Below are 16784 nucleotides of genomic sequence, written 5' to 3' on the forward strand. Positions count from 1 at the left end.
TTCCTCTTCAATTTGCTCGAACGGCAAACACTATCTGCTAACTAAGGTGTAAACCGTGATAGTTACTATAGCCCTAACAGGCAGGCGCATGTTCCCCGGTGTGCTTGCCAACCAATCAACCCTCGCGCAGTACATCAAAACTGCCATCCAGCGCGCGCTGTAATTGTGACGCGAACTCCACGCCGATCTTGCTTTCTCTGGCCCAGCGCACCTGCGCCTTAACTGAACGGTCCTTGGAAAAGTCGATCTTGATCAGTGTTCCCTCTGGCACGTTCCAGACCCCATCGATCATCGCCCCGCCCTCAGAAATTGAACGCAGTGTCGCCGGGATGCGGTTCCCATCATAGCTGACCAGAATTCGGCGCAGCAAAACCTTGCGAGGGGCACGGGCAGCGCGCGGTCCCTCCGCCTTGATTGCAAGATCGCCGGCCACCAGCTCCCCCGCGTCATTCGCGTTCAGAGCCTTGTGATAGATGTTCCCTTGCACATGGCTGCAACCAAGTTGCCTGACGAGTTCAAGCTCGTCCAATGTTTCAACGCCCTCTGCCGTTGTGTCCATCCGCAGGGCTTCGGCCAGGCTGGTGATGGAGGCAATAATTGCGCCGTTGCGGCTGCCCTTTTCGGTGGCGCCGCGAACGAAGCTCTGGTCGATTTTGATCTTATCGAACGGGGCTTTTTTCAGGTAGCCGAGCGACGAGTAGCCGGTGCCAAAATCATCCAACGCCAGTCGCACGCCGACCCGTTTAAGGCTCGCGAACATTGCTTCCGTGCCTGCGCTGTCGTTGAGGAAAACGCTCTCGGTAATCTCCAGCTCAAGCCGTGATGGCTCGATGCCGCTATGCGCCAATGCATTGGCGACAATCGTCGGCAATTCGGGGTTTGAGAATTGCAGCGGAGAGACATTGACGGCGCAGCGAATGCTATCAGGCCAGCGCGCTAGGTCAGCGCAGGCTGTGCGCAGCGCCCACGCTCCGATCTGGTCGATCAGGCCCGCGTCCTCTGCGATTGGGATGAACTTTCCGGGAGATTGCCAGCCTTTGGTTGGATGGTGCCAACGTAGCAGGGCCTCAAAGCCGGTGATCTTCTCATTCCCGGCAAACACGACCGGCTGATAGAACAATTGCAATTGCCCCTGCGCAATCGCTTCGCGCAGGTCTTTCTCCAATTGCGCGCGCGCCTCGGCGGCGGAATGCAGATCAGCCGCGTAGAAACGGAACGTGCCCCGCCCCGCGTCTTTCGCCGCATAGAGAGCCAAGTCGACATTGCGGATCAACTCTTCGTTAGAGAAGCCGTGCTCAGGTGAAATTGCGACCCCGACGGAGGCTCCAATGACCACACTCTGGCCTTCGACCGAGTATGGCTGAGAGAGTGCCTCGATAATCTGTGTGGCGAGGTCACCCAGTAATTCGCGTGAGTTGTGGCCCGGAATAATAACTTGAAACTCGTCACCGCCCAATCGGCCGCAGCGCCCTTTGCTGCCCACCGTGCGCTCTAGGCGCAGGGCCACTTGTTTCAGCAATGCGTCGCCCGCGGGATGGCCCAAGGTGTCGTTGACTTGCTTGAAGCGATCGAGATCAAGCATCAAAAGCGCACACGCCCGATCACGTTCCCGCGGCGAACCCAGGATCCGCTCCAACGTCTGGGACATTTGCATCCGATTGGCGAGGCCCGTGAGGCTATCATAATGCGCCAAGCGCGAAACTTGCTGCTCGCTGCGACGCTGCTCGGTTAGGTCAGAGCCGTGGCCGCGAAAACCGCAAAAGTTCTTGAAACTGTCGTAGACTGGCCGACCGGTTAACGCCCACCAGCGCTCCGGCGCTATCCCTGCTGCGCGCAGCTCCACCTCGTTAAAAGGGGAGCGCGCAGACAGGTGGAAAGACAGGGTCCGCTCTGCTCCCGTCGGCCCTGAGGTCATATCGACAATCGCGCTGAGCGGACGGCCCAGAATATCTTCAACCGGCTTTTGGATAATGTCTGCAGCGGATGGCGAGATATAGCTGATCAGGCCGCGCCTGTCGGTTTCCCAAAACCACCCTTGGCCAGTTTCTTCAAAACTGCGCAGGATATCCTCGGCCCTTGAGGCGAGGCGCTCCCGCGCTTCTCTCGCAACCTGCCGGCGATGGGCGCTTAGCCATTCAAACCGCGCCACCAGCATCAAAACGATGGCCGCGCCAGCCAATGCCGAGAATGTCAACGGGCTTGGATCGATCAAGGCGAAACCAGCCCAAACGCCGAACTTCGCGGTGAACAATGAGACGATCCGCATCCCGAACAGTGCGGCGCAGGCCGCATGGATGCAGACGATCGTGCCGACCGCCCATTGCCACGCAAGCCCTTCGAGAACCCACAGGCCAAGCACCGTTCCCGCGCTCAGCATTGGAATGGCGACTCCCATCAGCAACACCCCAAGCCGCATGGAGTAAGGCGTTTCATCGCGCCGTTCGAATGCGGAAAGAGCGCCCCCGACGGCGAAGCAACCAATCGAAACAATCGCGCCAACAATCGCCCAAGGTCCAAGCGGAACCGCGCCTGCGATGGCTGCTGCAATAATGTACGCAATCAGTAGAAAACCTGCCATCGCGCGCGGCCGAGGTGGTAGGTAATAGCTGTGCTCAGTGTTGGCGGCTGCCTCTTCACGCACTGTCGCTGGCGCAATCGAGGTCCGCACGCGCTCTAGCCCGCGCCGGTCATCACTAGTGCGATTAGGTTTATCACCACGCACGGAATGCGGACGATCATCGCCCTGCTCCTCAGACTCCAAATACAGTGGTTTCACCGGCGCATTCATAGGCCGGGATTGGGGGGTAGGCGTTTAGGAAACAGTTAATTCAAGGAGTGATTTTCCGCTCCAGTTTAGTCCGCTTTAACCAAGGCTTCGGGGTCATGAAAAGGCGGCTACGGGTAAACGCTGGGTTTCATGGTTAATTCCGGCAAACTATGATCGAAAAGGTCTGCAATCAGTCGTGCGATTTTAATGGCCTGTTAGGCTGCGACGCCCGAGGTCCCGCTAATATCGACCTCGATGAAGGCCTTGCTCGACCCTGTCACATTGCCAGCCAAGGCGGCATACGCATCTTTGGCTAGCGAAGTGAGTGGCCGCCCTACCGCCTCGATTTGATACGGTGAAACGCGGTGCCGCGTGCACAGGCCATCCGCGCCATCATTGATAAGCGGGGTCTCAAACTCGACCCCTTGGCTAAAGCCCTCGGAACGCCGAACAGTAGCCACAGCAAGCTGCCCACCGCCAAAATCGAGCACGACCTGCGTGTCGAGCGGCACGTCCAGCAAGCCTTCAATCTTCGCGCCGGTTTTCGATAGGTTACGAAGCATCACTTTGTAACGGTGATCATCGTGGATCAGACCAATTCGGCGGAATTCCGTCCGGCGATCCGGTCGGTACTTTTCTGGCCCCTGAGGTTCATATTCAAATTCACCACGTTCAAACCGGTTCAAAACACTTTGTGCTGGTACAGCACGGGAAAACAAGATGCCCTGTAGGTGACTGGCACCGCGTTTTTGCACCATCGCGAGCTCGTCTTTGTTCTCAACGCCTTCCGCGACCGTCTCCATATTGAGCGCTTCTGCGAGGCTCACAATGGCCGCAATAATCGCAGCATTGTTGTTATCATCGGCTGAGCAACCCCGAACAAAGCTCTGATCTATCTTGATTTTATCAAACGGTGCATCGCGCAAATAGCTAAGCGAGGAATACCCCGTTCCAAAATCATCAAGCGCCAATTTCACGCCAAGCTCTTTCAGTTCGCGGAACAGGCGGAAAGTCCGTTCCAGATCGCCCACGAACACGCTCTCGGTGATTTCCAACTCAATTTGCGCAGGATTGACGCCAGAAGCGAGGAGCGCCTGACGAACAATCTTGACGAAGTCGTCAGAAGCAAACTGCACCGCCGAAACATTCACAGCAGCTCGCACCGACGAAGGCCACAGTTTGACCTGATTGCACACCTCGTTCAGCGCCCATTCGCCCAGCTCTCGAATGATCCCGACATCCTCAGCAACGGGGATGAATTCACCGGGAGAAATCATACCACGTTCGCTATGTTCCCAGCGCATCAGTGCTTCCATGCACTCGACCCGGTGCTTTTCGGCGGTGACTATCGGCTGGTAGTGCATTTGCAGTTCGTTTTTGGCGATTGCGTCGCGCAGATCCTCTTCGATCCGGTGGCGGTGCTTCACGCCCTCTTTAAGATCGCTGGAGTAAAACCGGTACTGCCCGCGCCCTTCCCCTTTTGCTGAGTACAGCGCCAAGTCAGCAGCCTTCACCAATTCGTCTGCATCAATGCCATCATAGGGCGCGATTGCAATGCCCATCGACGAACCAATAACCGCGCGCATGCCGTTGATTGAGTAAGGCTGCGACAGCATCTGGATCACACGCTGTCCCAGGTCGCCCAAGACGCCGCGATCATCAATGTCGGGCAGGATGACCTGAAATTCGTCCCCGCCCAAACGGCCTATTTCACCGCGATCACCAATCAAGCGCTTAAGCCGCGCAGCCACCTGTTTCAGAAGCTCATCGCCAGCGGGATGGCCCATCGTGTCATTGACCTGTTTAAACCGATCAAGGTCCAGCATCATGAGCGCTACACTGCGCTTCGCAGAACGGAAGGCGGTGAGTGTCGAAGTCGGCTGCTTCGTCATCCGGTAGCGGTTAGCCAAGCCCGTTAGCGAGTCAAATTTCGAGAGTTTTTCTGCGTCACGCCGGTTTTGGTGGGTCGCACTGATATCTTTGGCACTGCCGCGATAGCCGGTAAAATGATCGTTCTCGTCGAACTGCGGCTTGGCCGCAATTTCCCACCAAACCTCGCCCTGCGTCCCGGCAAGCCGAACGGTCATTGGACTAATCGAGTTTTTCGCGGCGAGCACAAATTTGAGTGGACGTTCAGAGCTTTCGGCTGCTTGATCATTATCAGGCAAAAACAGCTCTGCCAACGGCATGCCGATGGCGCTCTGCCCTTCTTCAAGGCCAAGCTGCTGCGTCGCTGCGTCGGAGAGGTAGATTAGCCGCCCCTTGGAATCGCTTGCCCAAAACCACCCGAGACCAGCGCTTTCCAAGCTATCGAGCAGTTCGACACGGCGTTCCAAATCACTCGCGCTGATCGGCCGCAAAGGTGCCGGTTCTGGCACCTCTTGCTCTGACACTTCTGCCGATTTTGTAAGCTTGAAAAACAATCCGGCCACTGGAGTGACTGCCCCTTTTGAACATGCACGCAGTTTGCGTAAATTCGCTTAGGGGCCGGGAGCTAACCCAGAATGGTTGAAATTCTTCTAAGCCGCTCTGCATTCACGCTAATGGCAGTTACTAAGGCCCGCTCTTGCCCACGCTAAACATTGGGTTAGAGTGCAGCGGAATATAGTGATAATACCATACCAAAGGCTCTTTAGAAGCCAATAAAGGGGATGAGATGCCAGACAGCACGGTAAAGCTTGAGAACGAAGCGGCGCAATCAACCAATGCCTTGGGCCCCTTGATCGGCGTCGCGCGCGAAGATTTTGTTGGTGCGGTTGCTCTATTGCTGCGCGAGACCGCCTCTGATCCAAAACGTCTGATGAAGCATGCTCAAAACATGAGCGAAGACATGGTCAAGATCATGACCGGCAAGAGCGAGCTGGCGCCAGACCCAAAAGACAAGCGATTCATGGACCCCGCATGGCAGTTCAATCCGTTTTTTAAGGCGGGCGCGCAATATTATCTGGCAGTGCAAAAAGGGATGCGTAGCTGGCTTGAAGAATTGGAGCTTGACGAACTCGAACGCAACCGCGCCAATTTCATCTCCAACATCATTCTAGACGGCCTTGCGCCGACCAATTCGTTGATCGGAAATCCGATCGCGCAAAAGCAGTTGATCAACTCAGGCGGCCTGTCGCTGATCAAGGGTTTGCAGAACGCTTACAATGACTTGGTCAACAATAAGGGCATGGTCAGCCAGGTTGATAAGCGCCCCTTTAAGCTTGGCGAAAACATCGCGACTTCAAAAGGTTCCGTCGTGCTTCGCACAGAGATGATGGAGCTGGTGCATTACGCCCCAACCACCGATGAAGTGCATGAAATTCCGCAGCTGACCGTCCCGCCGCAGATCAACAAGATGTATATCAATGATCTGTCGCCGGATAAATCCGTAGTCAAATTTCAGCTCGACAACGGCATCCAAACCTTCGTCATCTCTTGGCGTAACCCGACCAAGGAACAGGGCGTATGGGGCATTGCGGATTACATCCGGTCTTGCGAAGAGGCGATGGAGGCGGTTGCTCAGATCACCGGCTCTAAAACCGTAAATGTGTCGGCTGGCTGTTCGGGCGGGCAAACCGCATCCGTGCTCGCATCAAAACTAGCCGCGCAAAAGAGCGATCTGCTCGGCACGCTGACGCTGATGGTCTGCGTGTTGCACCCCAAGCCGACCGATGTGGAGGCCGCATCGCTCGTGTCCGAAAACGGCATGGCGATCGCCCGTAAACGCGCGAAAAAGGCCGGTATTATCAAGGCCGATGACCTGGCACGCGGCTTTGCCTGGCTGCGCCCAAATGATCTGATCTGGAATTATGTGATCAACAACTACCTGCTTGGGATGGATCCGCCAGCATTCGACGTGTTGTTCTGGAATGCAGATGCGACCAATCTCTCAGGCAGTCTGATGGCCGACTTCCTCACTCTGTTTGAAACGCTCGCCTTCACCAAACAGGGCGAAGTGGAGATGGCCGATCATCATATTGACCTGTCCAAGGTGAAATCCGACCTATTCGTGCTTGGCGGGGTAACCGACCATATTACCCCGTGGAAAGCGACATATCGCTCCACAGGCCTGTTTGGATCAAAGGACGTGACCTATGTTCTCAGCCAGTCCGGTCATATGCAGGCGATCCTGAACCCGCCGGGTAATCCAAAGGCTAAGTACTTCATTCAAAAGAAGAAGGGCAAGCTGCCGCCCACGGCTGACGAATGGCTGCAAGGCACCGAAGAGGTTCAAGGTAGCTGGTGGCCATATTGGATGGAGTGGGTTCAGAAACGCTCTGGTAAGACCAAGGCTGCGCCGCAAAAGCTGGGGAGCACAAAGTACAAGCCGCTGGACGCGGCCCCCGGTCTATACGTAGTGGAAGAGGTGTAACGCCTCTTAGTGTGCCTGCCGCGAGGCCTAGGCGCAGCGACAAATAGCAATTGGGGCGGTGTTCATGAGGGATCGATGAATACCGCCTCAGCCACATTGAAGGGAAGTGAATTTGGACGGGGCCGCAAAAGACGACGCAATGAAGGACGCCGTAATCGGCTTGCAGGATGTGGGCGGGCGCTCTCTGCGCGTTGCGATATGGCGGCTGGATAAGGCTTCGGAACATCCGCCGGTCCTATTCTTCAACGGGATTGGCGCGAATATCGAAGCGGTTGCGCCGCTGGCCGCTGCTCTACCAGAGCGCGCCTTTATCATGTTCGATATGCCGGGAATTGGCGGATCGCCTGACCCGCTTGTCCCTTACACGCCGTGGACCATGTCCTGGACTGCTTCTAAACTGCTCGATCAACTGGGCGTCGATCTGGTCGATGTGATGGGCATTAGCTGGGGCGGCGGCATGGCTCAGCATTTTGCGATCCAGCATCCTGGCCGCACGCGCAGGCTCGTCCTGATCGCGACCAGCGCGGGCATGTTGATGATGCCTGGCAGTCCCAAAGTGCTGTCGAAGATGGCCAATCCGCGCCGCTATATCGACCCTGCCTTTATGCAAAAGAATTTTGAAACGCTGTACGGCGAAGGCCTGGGCGCGGGTCCGGGCAAATCCGGCCATATGTCGCGCCTCACGCCGCCTTCTCCGCGGGGCTACATGTATCGGCTGCTGTGTATGCTCGGCTGGACGAGTGCGCCTGCCCTGCCCTTTATGAAGAAGGATACGCTGATCTTAATGGGCGACGATGATGCGATCGTCCCGCTCACCAATGGCAAATTCCTCGCCAGCCTGATCCCCAATTCAAAACTGATCGTGATGGAAGGCGGCGGGCATTTGTTCCTGCTCAGCCACAAGGAAGAGAGCGTCGCCGCAATCCGCGAATTCCTCGATCCGCCCGCGACCGTGAGCGAACTTCGCACGGCGGCATAGGCTTTACAGCGCGGGCCGCTAGACAGCGCGGGCTCAATACGACATTCTCTCCGCTTAACAGTGGAGAGAGATTATAGCGCAGTTTGACCTCATCATTCGGGGCGGCACGATTGTCGATGGCACCGGGGCGGATAGCTTTGCAGGCGATGTTGCGGTAAAAGACGGCATCATCGTCCAAGTTGGCGAAGTGCACGGCGATGCAGCGGAAGAGATCGACGCCAGCGGACAAATCGTCACGCCCGGCTTTGTCGACATCCACACCCACTATGATGGTCAAGCCACTTGGGATCAGGAGATGGCACCGTCCAGCCGGCACGGCGTCACCACGGTCGTAATGGGCAATTGCGGGGTCGGCTTTGCCCCTGCCAAGCCGGATCGCCACGAATGGCTGATCAGTCTGATGGAAGGCGTCGAGGACATTCCCGGTACGGCTCTGGCCGAGGGCATGACCTGGGATTGGGAGACCTTTCCAGAATATCTCGATGCGCTCGAAAAACTGCCCCGAACGATGGATATCGGCACCCATGTCCCCCACGGCGCAGTGCGCGCCTATGTCTTGGGTGACCGCGAGCAGCCGGGCGCCGTTCCGACCGAAGATGACATCGAGGCGATGGGCAAAATCGTTGAGGAAGGCGTGCGTGCAGGAGCGCTGGGCTTCTCAACCTCACGCACAGTCCTGCACAAATCCGTCGATGGAGAGCTCGTGCCCGGCACGACCGCCACCGCTGATGAGCTTGTCGCCATTGGCCGCGCTATGGGCCGCGCGCAGGCGGCAGGCGGTCATGCCGTGTTCGAAATGGCGAGCGATCTGCAGAGGGATTGGGACGAATTTGAGTGGATGGGCCAACTAAGCCGCGAGGCCGGCATCCCGGTCACCTTCGCCGCGCTGCAGAGCATCGCGAAAGAGCTTCCGCTGGAGGAGCAAATCTCTGAAATGCGGGCGCAGAATAACAATGGCGCCAACATCGTTGCGCAGATCGCGCTGCGCGGAAATGGAATCATCATGGCGTGGCAGGGAACGGTGAACCCCTTCGCCTTCCGTCCCAGTTGGCAGGAAATCAAGGACCTCGATTGGCCAGCGCAAAAGGCAAAACTGCTCGATCCCGCTTTCAAGGCTCAGCTTCTGTCGGAGGCCAATGACTATTCGGAAGCGCCGACCGACATTATCCAAGTCGTGATGGTGATCACCCAAGGCTGGGCGCTGCAATATGAGATGGACCCGGATTTCGACTATGAACCCGATGCGAGCGCCAGCGTAAATGCGCGCGCACTCGCGGCGGGCGTCGACCCTCAGGAATACGCCTATGACATGCTGTGCCGCGACGATGCGACCGGCTTCATTTACCTGCCGATCCTGAACTATGCCGAGGGCAATCTCGACTTCCTACTGCCGCTGCAACAGGCGGAGGACACGGTGAACTCCCTATCCGATGGCGGCGCGCATTGCGGCACTATCTGCGATGCGGCCTCGCCCACCTTCATGCTTCAACACTGGGTGCGCGACCGGAAGCGGGATGGAAAGATCAGCCTGGAACATGCGATCAAACGGCAATGCCGCGACACTGCCGTGCTTTATGGTCTGGAAGATCGCGGCGTGATCGCCCCGGGCTATCTTGCGGACCTTAACGTTATCGACATGCAGCGCCTGAAACTCGGCCGCCCATGGCTCGCCTTTGACCTACCTGCTGGTGGCAAACGCCTGCTGCAAAAGGCCGATGGCTACGCCTGCACGATCAAGAACGGTGTGGTGACATTCCGCGAAGGCCAATGGACCGGCGAAGCGCCCGGCGGCCTAATCCGCGGCCCGCAAAGAGCCGAACTGGCTGAAGCGGCGGAATAAGGGCGGACGAGCTCCGCTAATTGAGCACTGTTTATAGGACCAGACTTTCAGCTTACGACCCAGTTTCCATCATTGGATTCAATACCTAAATTCCGCATAAGCGCAGATCGATAGTAGGTTAGGCAACAGAGGGTCTGATTTTGAGTTACACAGTCTGGGACATGCAATATTACCATCCACGAGTGCGCTATCAGCCAGAAACTCGTATACCACGCGGGACGATGGACGAAAAATTTCTGCATTGGCCCAAGTCCACGCACCGCGGGGCGAGACTTACCCTTGAAAAGAGGAAGCCCGATAGCGGCATAAGTCCGGCGATATCGGTTTTCACCTCGGGTTGCCGCGTGATCCCGGAATCGGTCCCAACGAAGCTAAGTTGGCATTCCAAAGTCAAGCCAGACGATTTTCTTTAGTCCAATGTTTACTCCGTCAGCGATGTAATGCGCACGCTAATCGAACATCTTGACCCTGGGACGCATCAGTTTGAACCCCTCGAGCTGGTTAAGTCCCGAAACAAGTTATTGGAGAAGAGATGGTTTTGGAACGTCCTCAATCGGATTTCTTCGATTAATCCCGAGAAAACTACAGCAGAGCCGACGATTCTTCCTTCCGGGACACGCAACTATCATTCGCTCAGCGATTCAGGAGAAGAGTACGTTTTTGATACCGAGCGTATCGGATCTCGTCACTTCTGGAGAGACATGCACGCTTCAAAACCGGTTCTGTTCTGTAGTGACATTGCCAAGATGGAGTTCGAGAAGCGCCACTTTACAGGAGCTAAGTTCAGGAGGCTCGGGATCGCCTGCTGATGGCGGCAGTCGGATCTCAGTTATGTATACCAAAAAAGGACCAGAAGAAATCCGATCAATAGACGGGTGTCGAGAGAAACTGCCCACCATCGCTAGGTATCGCGCAATGGTCGGCTGTGATCAAAGCCAAACATCGCGTTCTATCACCCGAAAGCGGTCAGGCCGCCTCCACCCCCAACTTCAGACCAACAGAACCAATCTAACGTCACCCTAAAGCAGGTGCGAACCCACCGAATCCCTAAGGCTCAATCACAATCCCCTTGGCTGGATCGACATGTCCGCCCACCATCTCGAGATAGGTCGTACGCGCTGCCTCCAAGCCGGAGTGCTTCTCGATCTGCACCGAGCCATCCACTGCGCTGAGAAAACCGTGCCAGGTCTTGGCAATCATCATCCCGCCGTCGGCAGGGCCGTGTTCCTTAAAGAACGACACGAAGTGATCGGGCGCGAAGAATAAGGTCGGCTTTGGCCCGGGCAGCCCGCGATCGCTGCGCATTCCGCCCTCGCCGCGTTCCTCAATATGGGTCGCGCCGACGAGGCATGAGTATTTGAGCGCGTCGGAAAAATGCTCGTGGATCTTCGCGAGCAGCCCCGCGTTGCCGGCGAAGTCGACCACAACCGCTGGCAGCAGGCTGAGCATGGCGACCTCATCATAGGAGCAGACCTTTTCGTAAAGCCCGGTGCTCTCGACAAATTCGACATTGCCCGGCGAGGTCAGTCCGACGCGCTTCACACCCGGAGAATTCTGCTGCGCTACGCTGGCAAGGCCCATCGCGGTCTTGGACGATGCGCTGGTCAGGATGACTTGCTCGGCCCCGAACCATTCATTGTTGCGCATGAAATAGTCGATGATGAAGCCCGTTTTGAACAGCGGGCCATAGATCATCCGTTCCGCCTCTTTGCTGGCATCATGCTCCGGATCGGCGGCGAGGCGCGAATATTGATTGTAAACCGGGCTCATCGGCTGGCGATAATCGGTGGTGTCGATGAAACTGCCGGCCGATACATTGCCGGGGATTACGTCGAGATGCGATGCCATTGGCAGGTATCCATAAACCCGCTCGCCCAAGGCGAAATCCTCAGAATTGCTCTCCACGACCTTTGCGTGTCCCCACATTGGGACAATGCCGCTGCCCTCGCGCGCGGGGAAGAAGCTCCAATAGCCAAAACCGTCTCCCATCACCGCATAGGTGATGTTGTTGGCCGTGACGGAGAAGCTCTCAATCTCGAGCCGCACTGCGCCGCTGGCAAGCTCCCCATTGTCGACCTCGACAAGAGCGGCATTGGTGAGTTCGTTTTTGGACACGTGGACTTGTTGGACTGTCATCTTGGATCTCCTCTTTGCGCCAGGATGCTAGACGATCACGGCTCGCTTTCCCACTGCGTTGAGGCAATCGAGGGACGTTTTTCGCAGGCGCGCATCCACTGCTGCAAGCCATCGCACTGGGCAATGCCCACCGCACCTTGCGGGGTCATCTCCAAACCGCGCAGCACAGGGTACAGAAACACGTCAGCCAGATCGAATGGACCACAGGTCCATGCGCCATCCTTGTCGATCTCCGCCTCCAGGAAACCAAGCGCCCGGCTGATCTGAGGAAGCGCATGCTCAATCTTCGCCTGATCCAACGGATGTCCGGCGTAGCGATGCATGATCCATGGCATCACCAGACCGTTTTCAAACAGTGGAAACAGGTAGTTATTGGCAATAGCGACCCATCTATCCATCACCGCACGTGCCGCCGGATCGGCAGGCTGAAGAGCGCCGCCATTGTGCGCATTGTCGAGATATTGGGTGATGGCGACGCTTTCGATCAATTCGAGCCCATCCACCTCAACCACCGGCAGTTTGCCGAAAGGATGGCGGTTATGCGGGGACTGCGCCGGGGTTGCTATAATTTCGTGGGTTACACCCAATTCTTCGCACGTGATCTCAACTATGCGGGTGTAGGTTGAGGTGACGGTTCCAAAGATACGGACCTTGGCGGCAGGTTGTGCCATAAGGCCTTACTCGCCAGCAGGATCTGCGATGGGTTCTTCCCCTTGCAGGGCCGGGTTTGATGGCGGTTGCAAGCGCGAAAGCGCCCTTCCCGCATCATTGAGCCGCACACCAAACGCTCGCATCCGTACTGAACATGTCTGCGCAATGGTCGCAGGATTGCTGACCGCATAGATCGGATAGCGATCGGTAAAAGTTTGCGTGATGTTGAAACCGCGCTGCGCTTCGTATCCGCCCAGGAAATAGGTGAAGGTTGACGTTAGCCCGGTCTGATCGTCCGGCGTCATCTCATCGCCAAGCTCCGCCATAAGAGCGCCAATATAGATCGCGCAATCAAGATCATTATCCGCGCTAAAAGCGGGCTGAAACGCCGCATCTTCTTGCGCTAAGGCTGGCGGGCAAATCGCAAGAAAACCCGCAAAAATGCCAGACTTCATCAACAGTGTATGTTTGGTGATGCTCACCACGCCTTGTCCACTCATTCTGTTCCCTCATTGCGCGCTGCCGGGTACAGCAAACGCACCGCCACTGCCAGCGGCCAATGACTGAGCTGAGGAGGTGGGTATGGTGATCCAGACATTGCGCTGTGGACCGGTCTTTATTCGACATGTTTTAAACGCAAACACACGGACCAACTCCGCATCAGCTTTATTCCACGGGATGAACACCGGTTTCGCAAATGGAGCGAAAAGACGCGAAATGCGGATGCGGAAACCTTCCGGGCCAACATCATAGGTCAGACACCCGCGAAAGCTTGGCCCCAAGGCTTCCCGGCCCAGATAAGCGCCTTGGAATCCCAGCGTGCACACAATTTTGGCATCAACGCGGTCCGGGCAATGCTCTTCTAGATCAGCCCATGCCGAAAGTTTTGTGATGCCGTACCCCACCACCAGCCACAATGCGATAAAGACCGCAATTATAAAGGGGGCAAGCAACCAGGTCATGTATCCGTTGTCTAAACCCGCATCGGCATCAGGACATAGAGCGCTGGTGACTTATCATCCTTGCGGATCAGAGTTGGCGCTCCGGCATCGGCCAGATGCAATTCGACTGTGTCGCTGTCGATCTGGCTAAGAATGTCCTTCAAGTAATTGGCGTTAAAACCAATTTCGAAGCCTTCAGACTTATATTCGCCCGCCAGTTCTTCTGCGGCTGTGCCGTTGTCTGGCGATGTTACAGACAGGGTCACTCGGTCCGTATCAAGGCCCATTTTGACCGCGCGTGTTTTCTCGGTCGCGATAGTCGCAACTCGATCCACGCCGTCAAAGAAGCTCTTCGGATCAAGCTTAAGCAGCTTGTCATTTCCGGTCGGGATAACCCGGCTGTAATCTGGAAATGTGCCGTCAATCAGCTTAGAGGTCAGGACAACGCCGCCCTCCCCGCCGAGTGTGAAGCGAACCTTGCTGGCCGACAGATCAATCTGAACATTTCCGTCCATCGCTTCTTCAAGCAGCTTGCGCAGTTCCGCGACCGCTTTGCGCGGAACGATAACGTCCGGCATGCCCTCTGCGCCTTCTGGACGAGCAAGCGTGAAGCGCGCGAGGCGGTGGCCATCGGTCGCAGCAGCCTTCAGCACAGGCTCATCATCATCGGTCACGTGCAGGAAGATGCCGTTGAGATAATAGCGGGTTTCTTCGGTTGAGATCGCAAACCGGGTGCGGTCAATCATCTCAGCCAATGTGCGCGCTGGCAGCTCAAAACTGGTCGGCAGATCGCCCTCGACAATCACAGGGAAGTCGTCGCGCGGTAGGGTTGGCAGTTTAAAGCGGCTGCGGCCTGCCTTCACTTCCATCCGGTTTTCGGCCGTTTCCAGGCTAACCTGGCTGCCCTCTGGCAGTTTACGAGCGATATCGAACAGCAGGTGCGCAGAAACGGTAATCGCCCCTGCCCCTTCTACCGAGGCGGCAGCCATGGTCTCAACCACCTGCAAATCGAGGTCGGTCGCCATCACCTTCACACTGCCGCCATCGCTGGCGTCGATCAGGACGTTGGACAGGATCGGAATGGTGTTGCGGCGTTCAACAACCGACTGAACATGAGAGAGACAACGCAGGAGCGTCGCGCGTTCGATCGTAGCCTTCATTGCTTAGCCTATTACCCTTACTTTGCATGACGCGCTCTAAGGGCAGGAATCGCCCATCCGCGCCGGAATTCCTCGTGCGACCTTAGCGGGGCTGTACCCACGGGCAAGCTTGGGGTGTTTCCAGCGGCGATTCCTTGGGGATAACGGCCCGTTTACCAGACAATGGCCGCAAACCAGCGCCGCCGAAACGGGCGAATTAGCCGTGCATCGCCATGCCGCCATTCACATGCAGCGTTTGGCCCGTGACATAGCCTGCCTCTCGGCTGCTAAGGTAAGCGACGGCTGCGCCAATATCATCGCCCTCGCCCATCTTTCCTGCCGGGATCTTCGCGTTGATGGTCTCTTGCTGTTTTTCGTCGAGAGCGGCGGTCATAGCGGTGCGGATAAAGCCCGGCGCGACGCAATTGGCGGTGATCCCGCGCGAGGCCACTTCTTGCGCGAAACTCTTGGTAAGACCTGTCAGGCCAGCTTTCGCCGCGGCATAGTTCATTTGTCCAGGATTGCCGGTGCTGCCGACCACGCTGGTGATGTTGATGATCCGGCCAAAACGCGCCTTCATCATCGGGCGAGCGCTGGCCCGCATCAGGCGCATGGCGGCCTCGAGATTGACGGAGATCACTTGATCCCATTCCTCGTCCTTCATCCGCATGGCTAGGTTATCGCGGGTGATCCCTGCGTTGTTGACCAGAATATCGATCCCGCCAAGCGTATCGAGCGTCGCTGGGATCAGTTCCTCGACCTGAGTGCTGTCGGACAGATTGCAGGTAATCTCAACGTGATCGCCGCCGATTTCGTTGATCATCTGCTCTCTGAACGCGCGCAATTTGTCACCGTTAGAGCCCGACAATGCGACGCGGGCACCCTGACTGGCGAGCGCCATCGCGATCGATGAGCCAATGCCGCCGCTCGCGCCAGTGACCAGAGCGTTCATTCCGCTGAGTGAAAACATTATGTGTGCTCCTTCGCAAAACCTTCGAGGTCTTCCATGGTGACTAGGCTGACGGTTTCCGCCTCGCCAGCGATCTTTCGGATCATTGGGGCGAGCACTTTGCCGCCCAGTTCAACAAATTCATTCACGCCGTCGCTGTGCATTTGCGCTACGCTTTCGCGCCAGCGCACGCGCCCGGTGACTTGCTCAACCAGCAGCTTTTGCTCTTCGGCGGGGTCGGTCACTTTGGATGCGGTGACATTGGCATAAAGCGGTAGCGCCAGCGCGCCGGGAGGCGTCGCGGCCAAGGCCTCTGCCATTCGGTCAGCGGCAGGTTGCATCATGGAACAATGGAACGGCGCGGACACGGGCAGCAACACGCCGCGCTTGATCCCGTGATCCTTCACCATGCCAGCAGCACGCTCAACAGCGCCCTTTTGGCCGGAGATAACCACTTGGCCGGGATCGTTATCGTTGGCGATCTCGCACACTTCACCGTCCGCTACAGCGGCTGCCAACGCACTGGCTTTCTCGATATCTGCGCCGAGCAGAGCCGCCATCGCGCCCTCACCCACGGGAACCGCCGCCTGCATCGCGCTGCCGCGAAGTTTCAACAGCCGCGCAGTATCCGCCAGCGAGAAGGCTCCTACCGCGCACAGGGCGGTATATTCACCAAGCGAATGGCCAGCGACGCAGTCACCCGCTTCGGTCAGCGATAGGCCAAACTCATTCTCCAGCGCGCGCTGGGTCGCAATGGCGTTTGCCATAATCGCGGGCTGCGCATTTTCGGTAAGCGTCAGGTCGTCTGCTGGCCCCTCGGCCATTATCGCAGACAGCTTCAGCGACAAAGCCTCATCGACCTCTTCAAACACGGCCCGCGCCGCAGCGCTCGCCGCCGCAAGCTCTGTGCCCATGCCGACCTTTTGACTGCCTTGTCCTGGAAAAACGAATGCTCGCACTTCAAATTCCTTTATGCCTAGCCGCCCGCGCCCTCCGCCCTTCCACCCGGATGGTATCCCGGTAGGTTC

13 protein-coding genes are annotated in these 16784 nt (G+C 57.2%); 4 read left to right on the forward strand and 9 right to left on the reverse strand.

Features of this window, described 5'->3' with window-relative positions; genetic code table 11:
• Positions 1 to 115: 115 nt before the first annotated feature.
• Positions 116 to 2776 (reverse strand): EAL domain-containing protein, encoded by a 2661-nt coding sequence (locus AC0V6M_RS13055; RefSeq protein WP_486139234.1) that lies wholly within the window; start codon positions 2774 to 2776, stop codon positions 116 to 118.
• A 206-nt stretch (positions 2777 to 2982) separates the two neighbouring features.
• Complete coding sequence (locus AC0V6M_RS13060; RefSeq protein WP_486139235.1) at positions 2983 to 5199, reverse strand: EAL domain-containing protein; 2217 nt, start codon at positions 5197 to 5199, stop codon at positions 2983 to 2985.
• Positions 5200 to 5423: 224 nt separating this feature from the next.
• Between AC0V6M_RS13060 and AC0V6M_RS13065 the strand changes: the two genes are divergently transcribed.
• The 4 genes from AC0V6M_RS13065 (at position 5424) to AC0V6M_RS13080 (ending at position 10749) form a co-directional block, all read left to right on the forward strand.
• Positions 5424 to 7121: a PHA/PHB synthase family protein gene (locus tag AC0V6M_RS13065; RefSeq protein ID WP_486139236.1), complete on the forward strand. Its 1698-nt coding sequence runs from the start codon at positions 5424 to 5426 to the stop codon at positions 7119 to 7121.
• A 139-nt stretch (positions 7122 to 7260) separates the two neighbouring features.
• On the forward strand, positions 7261 to 8100 hold the full coding sequence (locus AC0V6M_RS13070; protein ID WP_486139237.1) for an alpha/beta fold hydrolase: 840 nt from the start codon (positions 7261 to 7263) through the stop codon (positions 8098 to 8100).
• Between the two features lie 73 nt (positions 8101 to 8173).
• Positions 8174 to 9940: an N-acyl-D-amino-acid deacylase family protein gene (locus tag AC0V6M_RS13075; protein ID WP_486139647.1), complete on the forward strand. Its 1767-nt coding sequence runs from the start codon at positions 8174 to 8176 to the stop codon at positions 9938 to 9940.
• 440 nt (positions 9941 to 10380) lie between these two features.
• Positions 10381 to 10749: an imm11 family protein gene (locus AC0V6M_RS13080; RefSeq protein WP_486139238.1), complete on the forward strand. Its 369-nt coding sequence runs from the start codon at positions 10381 to 10383 to the stop codon at positions 10747 to 10749.
• A 238-nt stretch (positions 10750 to 10987) separates the two neighbouring features.
• Here AC0V6M_RS13080 and AC0V6M_RS13085 read toward each other — a convergent pair whose 3' ends face one another.
• From AC0V6M_RS13085 to fabD, 7 genes are all read right to left on the reverse strand, one after another.
• Positions 10988 to 12076, reverse strand: coding sequence for a DUF2855 family protein (locus AC0V6M_RS13085; protein ID WP_486139239.1), 1089 nt, complete (start codon positions 12074 to 12076; stop codon positions 10988 to 10990).
• 35 nt (positions 12077 to 12111) lie between these two features.
• Positions 12112 to 12747, reverse strand: coding sequence for a glutathione S-transferase family protein (locus AC0V6M_RS13090; RefSeq protein ID WP_486139240.1), 636 nt, complete (start codon positions 12745 to 12747; stop codon positions 12112 to 12114).
• Positions 12748 to 12753: 6 nt separating this feature from the next.
• Positions 12754 to 13227, reverse strand: a complete 474-nt coding sequence (locus tag AC0V6M_RS13095; RefSeq protein ID WP_486139241.1) for a hypothetical protein — start codon at positions 13225 to 13227, stop codon at positions 12754 to 12756.
• 9 nt (positions 13228 to 13236) lie between these two features.
• Positions 13237 to 13689, reverse strand: a complete 453-nt coding sequence (locus AC0V6M_RS13100) for a hypothetical protein (RefSeq protein ID WP_486139242.1) — start codon at positions 13687 to 13689, stop codon at positions 13237 to 13239.
• An 11-nt stretch (positions 13690 to 13700) separates the two neighbouring features.
• On the reverse strand, positions 13701 to 14828 hold the full coding sequence (gene dnaN, locus AC0V6M_RS13105) for a DNA polymerase III subunit beta (protein WP_486139243.1): 1128 nt from the start codon (positions 14826 to 14828) through the stop codon (positions 13701 to 13703).
• A gap of 196 nt (positions 14829 to 15024) precedes the next feature.
• Positions 15025 to 15777, reverse strand: coding sequence for a 3-oxoacyl-[acyl-carrier-protein] reductase (gene fabG, locus AC0V6M_RS13110; RefSeq protein ID WP_486139244.1), 753 nt, complete (start codon positions 15775 to 15777; stop codon positions 15025 to 15027).
• Positions 15777 to 16715, reverse strand: a complete 939-nt coding sequence (gene fabD, locus AC0V6M_RS13115) for an ACP S-malonyltransferase (RefSeq protein WP_486139245.1) — start codon at positions 16713 to 16715, stop codon at positions 15777 to 15779. The genes fabG and fabD overlap by 1 nt, the downstream gene beginning before the upstream one ends.
• Positions 16716 to 16784: the final 69 nt, after the last annotated feature.

The organism is Erythrobacter sp. JB3-1 (genome assembly GCF_057364995.1).

Bases quoted from the DNA above. Each gene is read 5' to 3' on its own strand.
- AC0V6M_RS13070 (WP_486139237.1), top strand. From the start codon at position 7,261: ATGAAGGACGCCGTAATCGGCTTGCAGGATGTGGGCGGGCGCTCTCTG.
- AC0V6M_RS13080 (WP_486139238.1), top strand. From the start codon at position 10,381: ATGCGCACGCTAATCGAACATCTTGACCCTGGGACGCATCAGTTTGAA.
- AC0V6M_RS13100 (WP_486139242.1), bottom strand. From the start codon at position 13,689: ATGACCTGGTTGCTTGCCCCCTTTATAATTGCGGTCTTTATCGCATTG.
- AC0V6M_RS13085 (WP_486139239.1), bottom strand. From the start codon at position 12,076: ATGACAGTCCAACAAGTCCACGTGTCCAAAAACGAACTCACCAATGCC.
- AC0V6M_RS13090 (WP_486139240.1), bottom strand. From the start codon at position 12,747: ATGGCACAACCTGCCGCCAAGGTCCGTATCTTTGGAACCGTCACCTCA.
- dnaN (WP_486139243.1), bottom strand. From the start codon at position 14,828: ATGAAGGCTACGATCGAACGCGCGACGCTCCTGCGTTGTCTCTCTCAT.
- AC0V6M_RS13065 (WP_486139236.1), top strand. From the start codon at position 5,424: ATGCCAGACAGCACGGTAAAGCTTGAGAACGAAGCGGCGCAATCAACC.
- AC0V6M_RS13095 (WP_486139241.1), bottom strand. From the start codon at position 13,227: ATGAGTGGACAAGGCGTGGTGAGCATCACCAAACATACACTGTTGATG.
- fabG (WP_486139244.1), bottom strand. From the start codon at position 15,777: ATGTTTTCACTCAGCGGAATGAACGCTCTGGTCACTGGCGCGAGCGGC.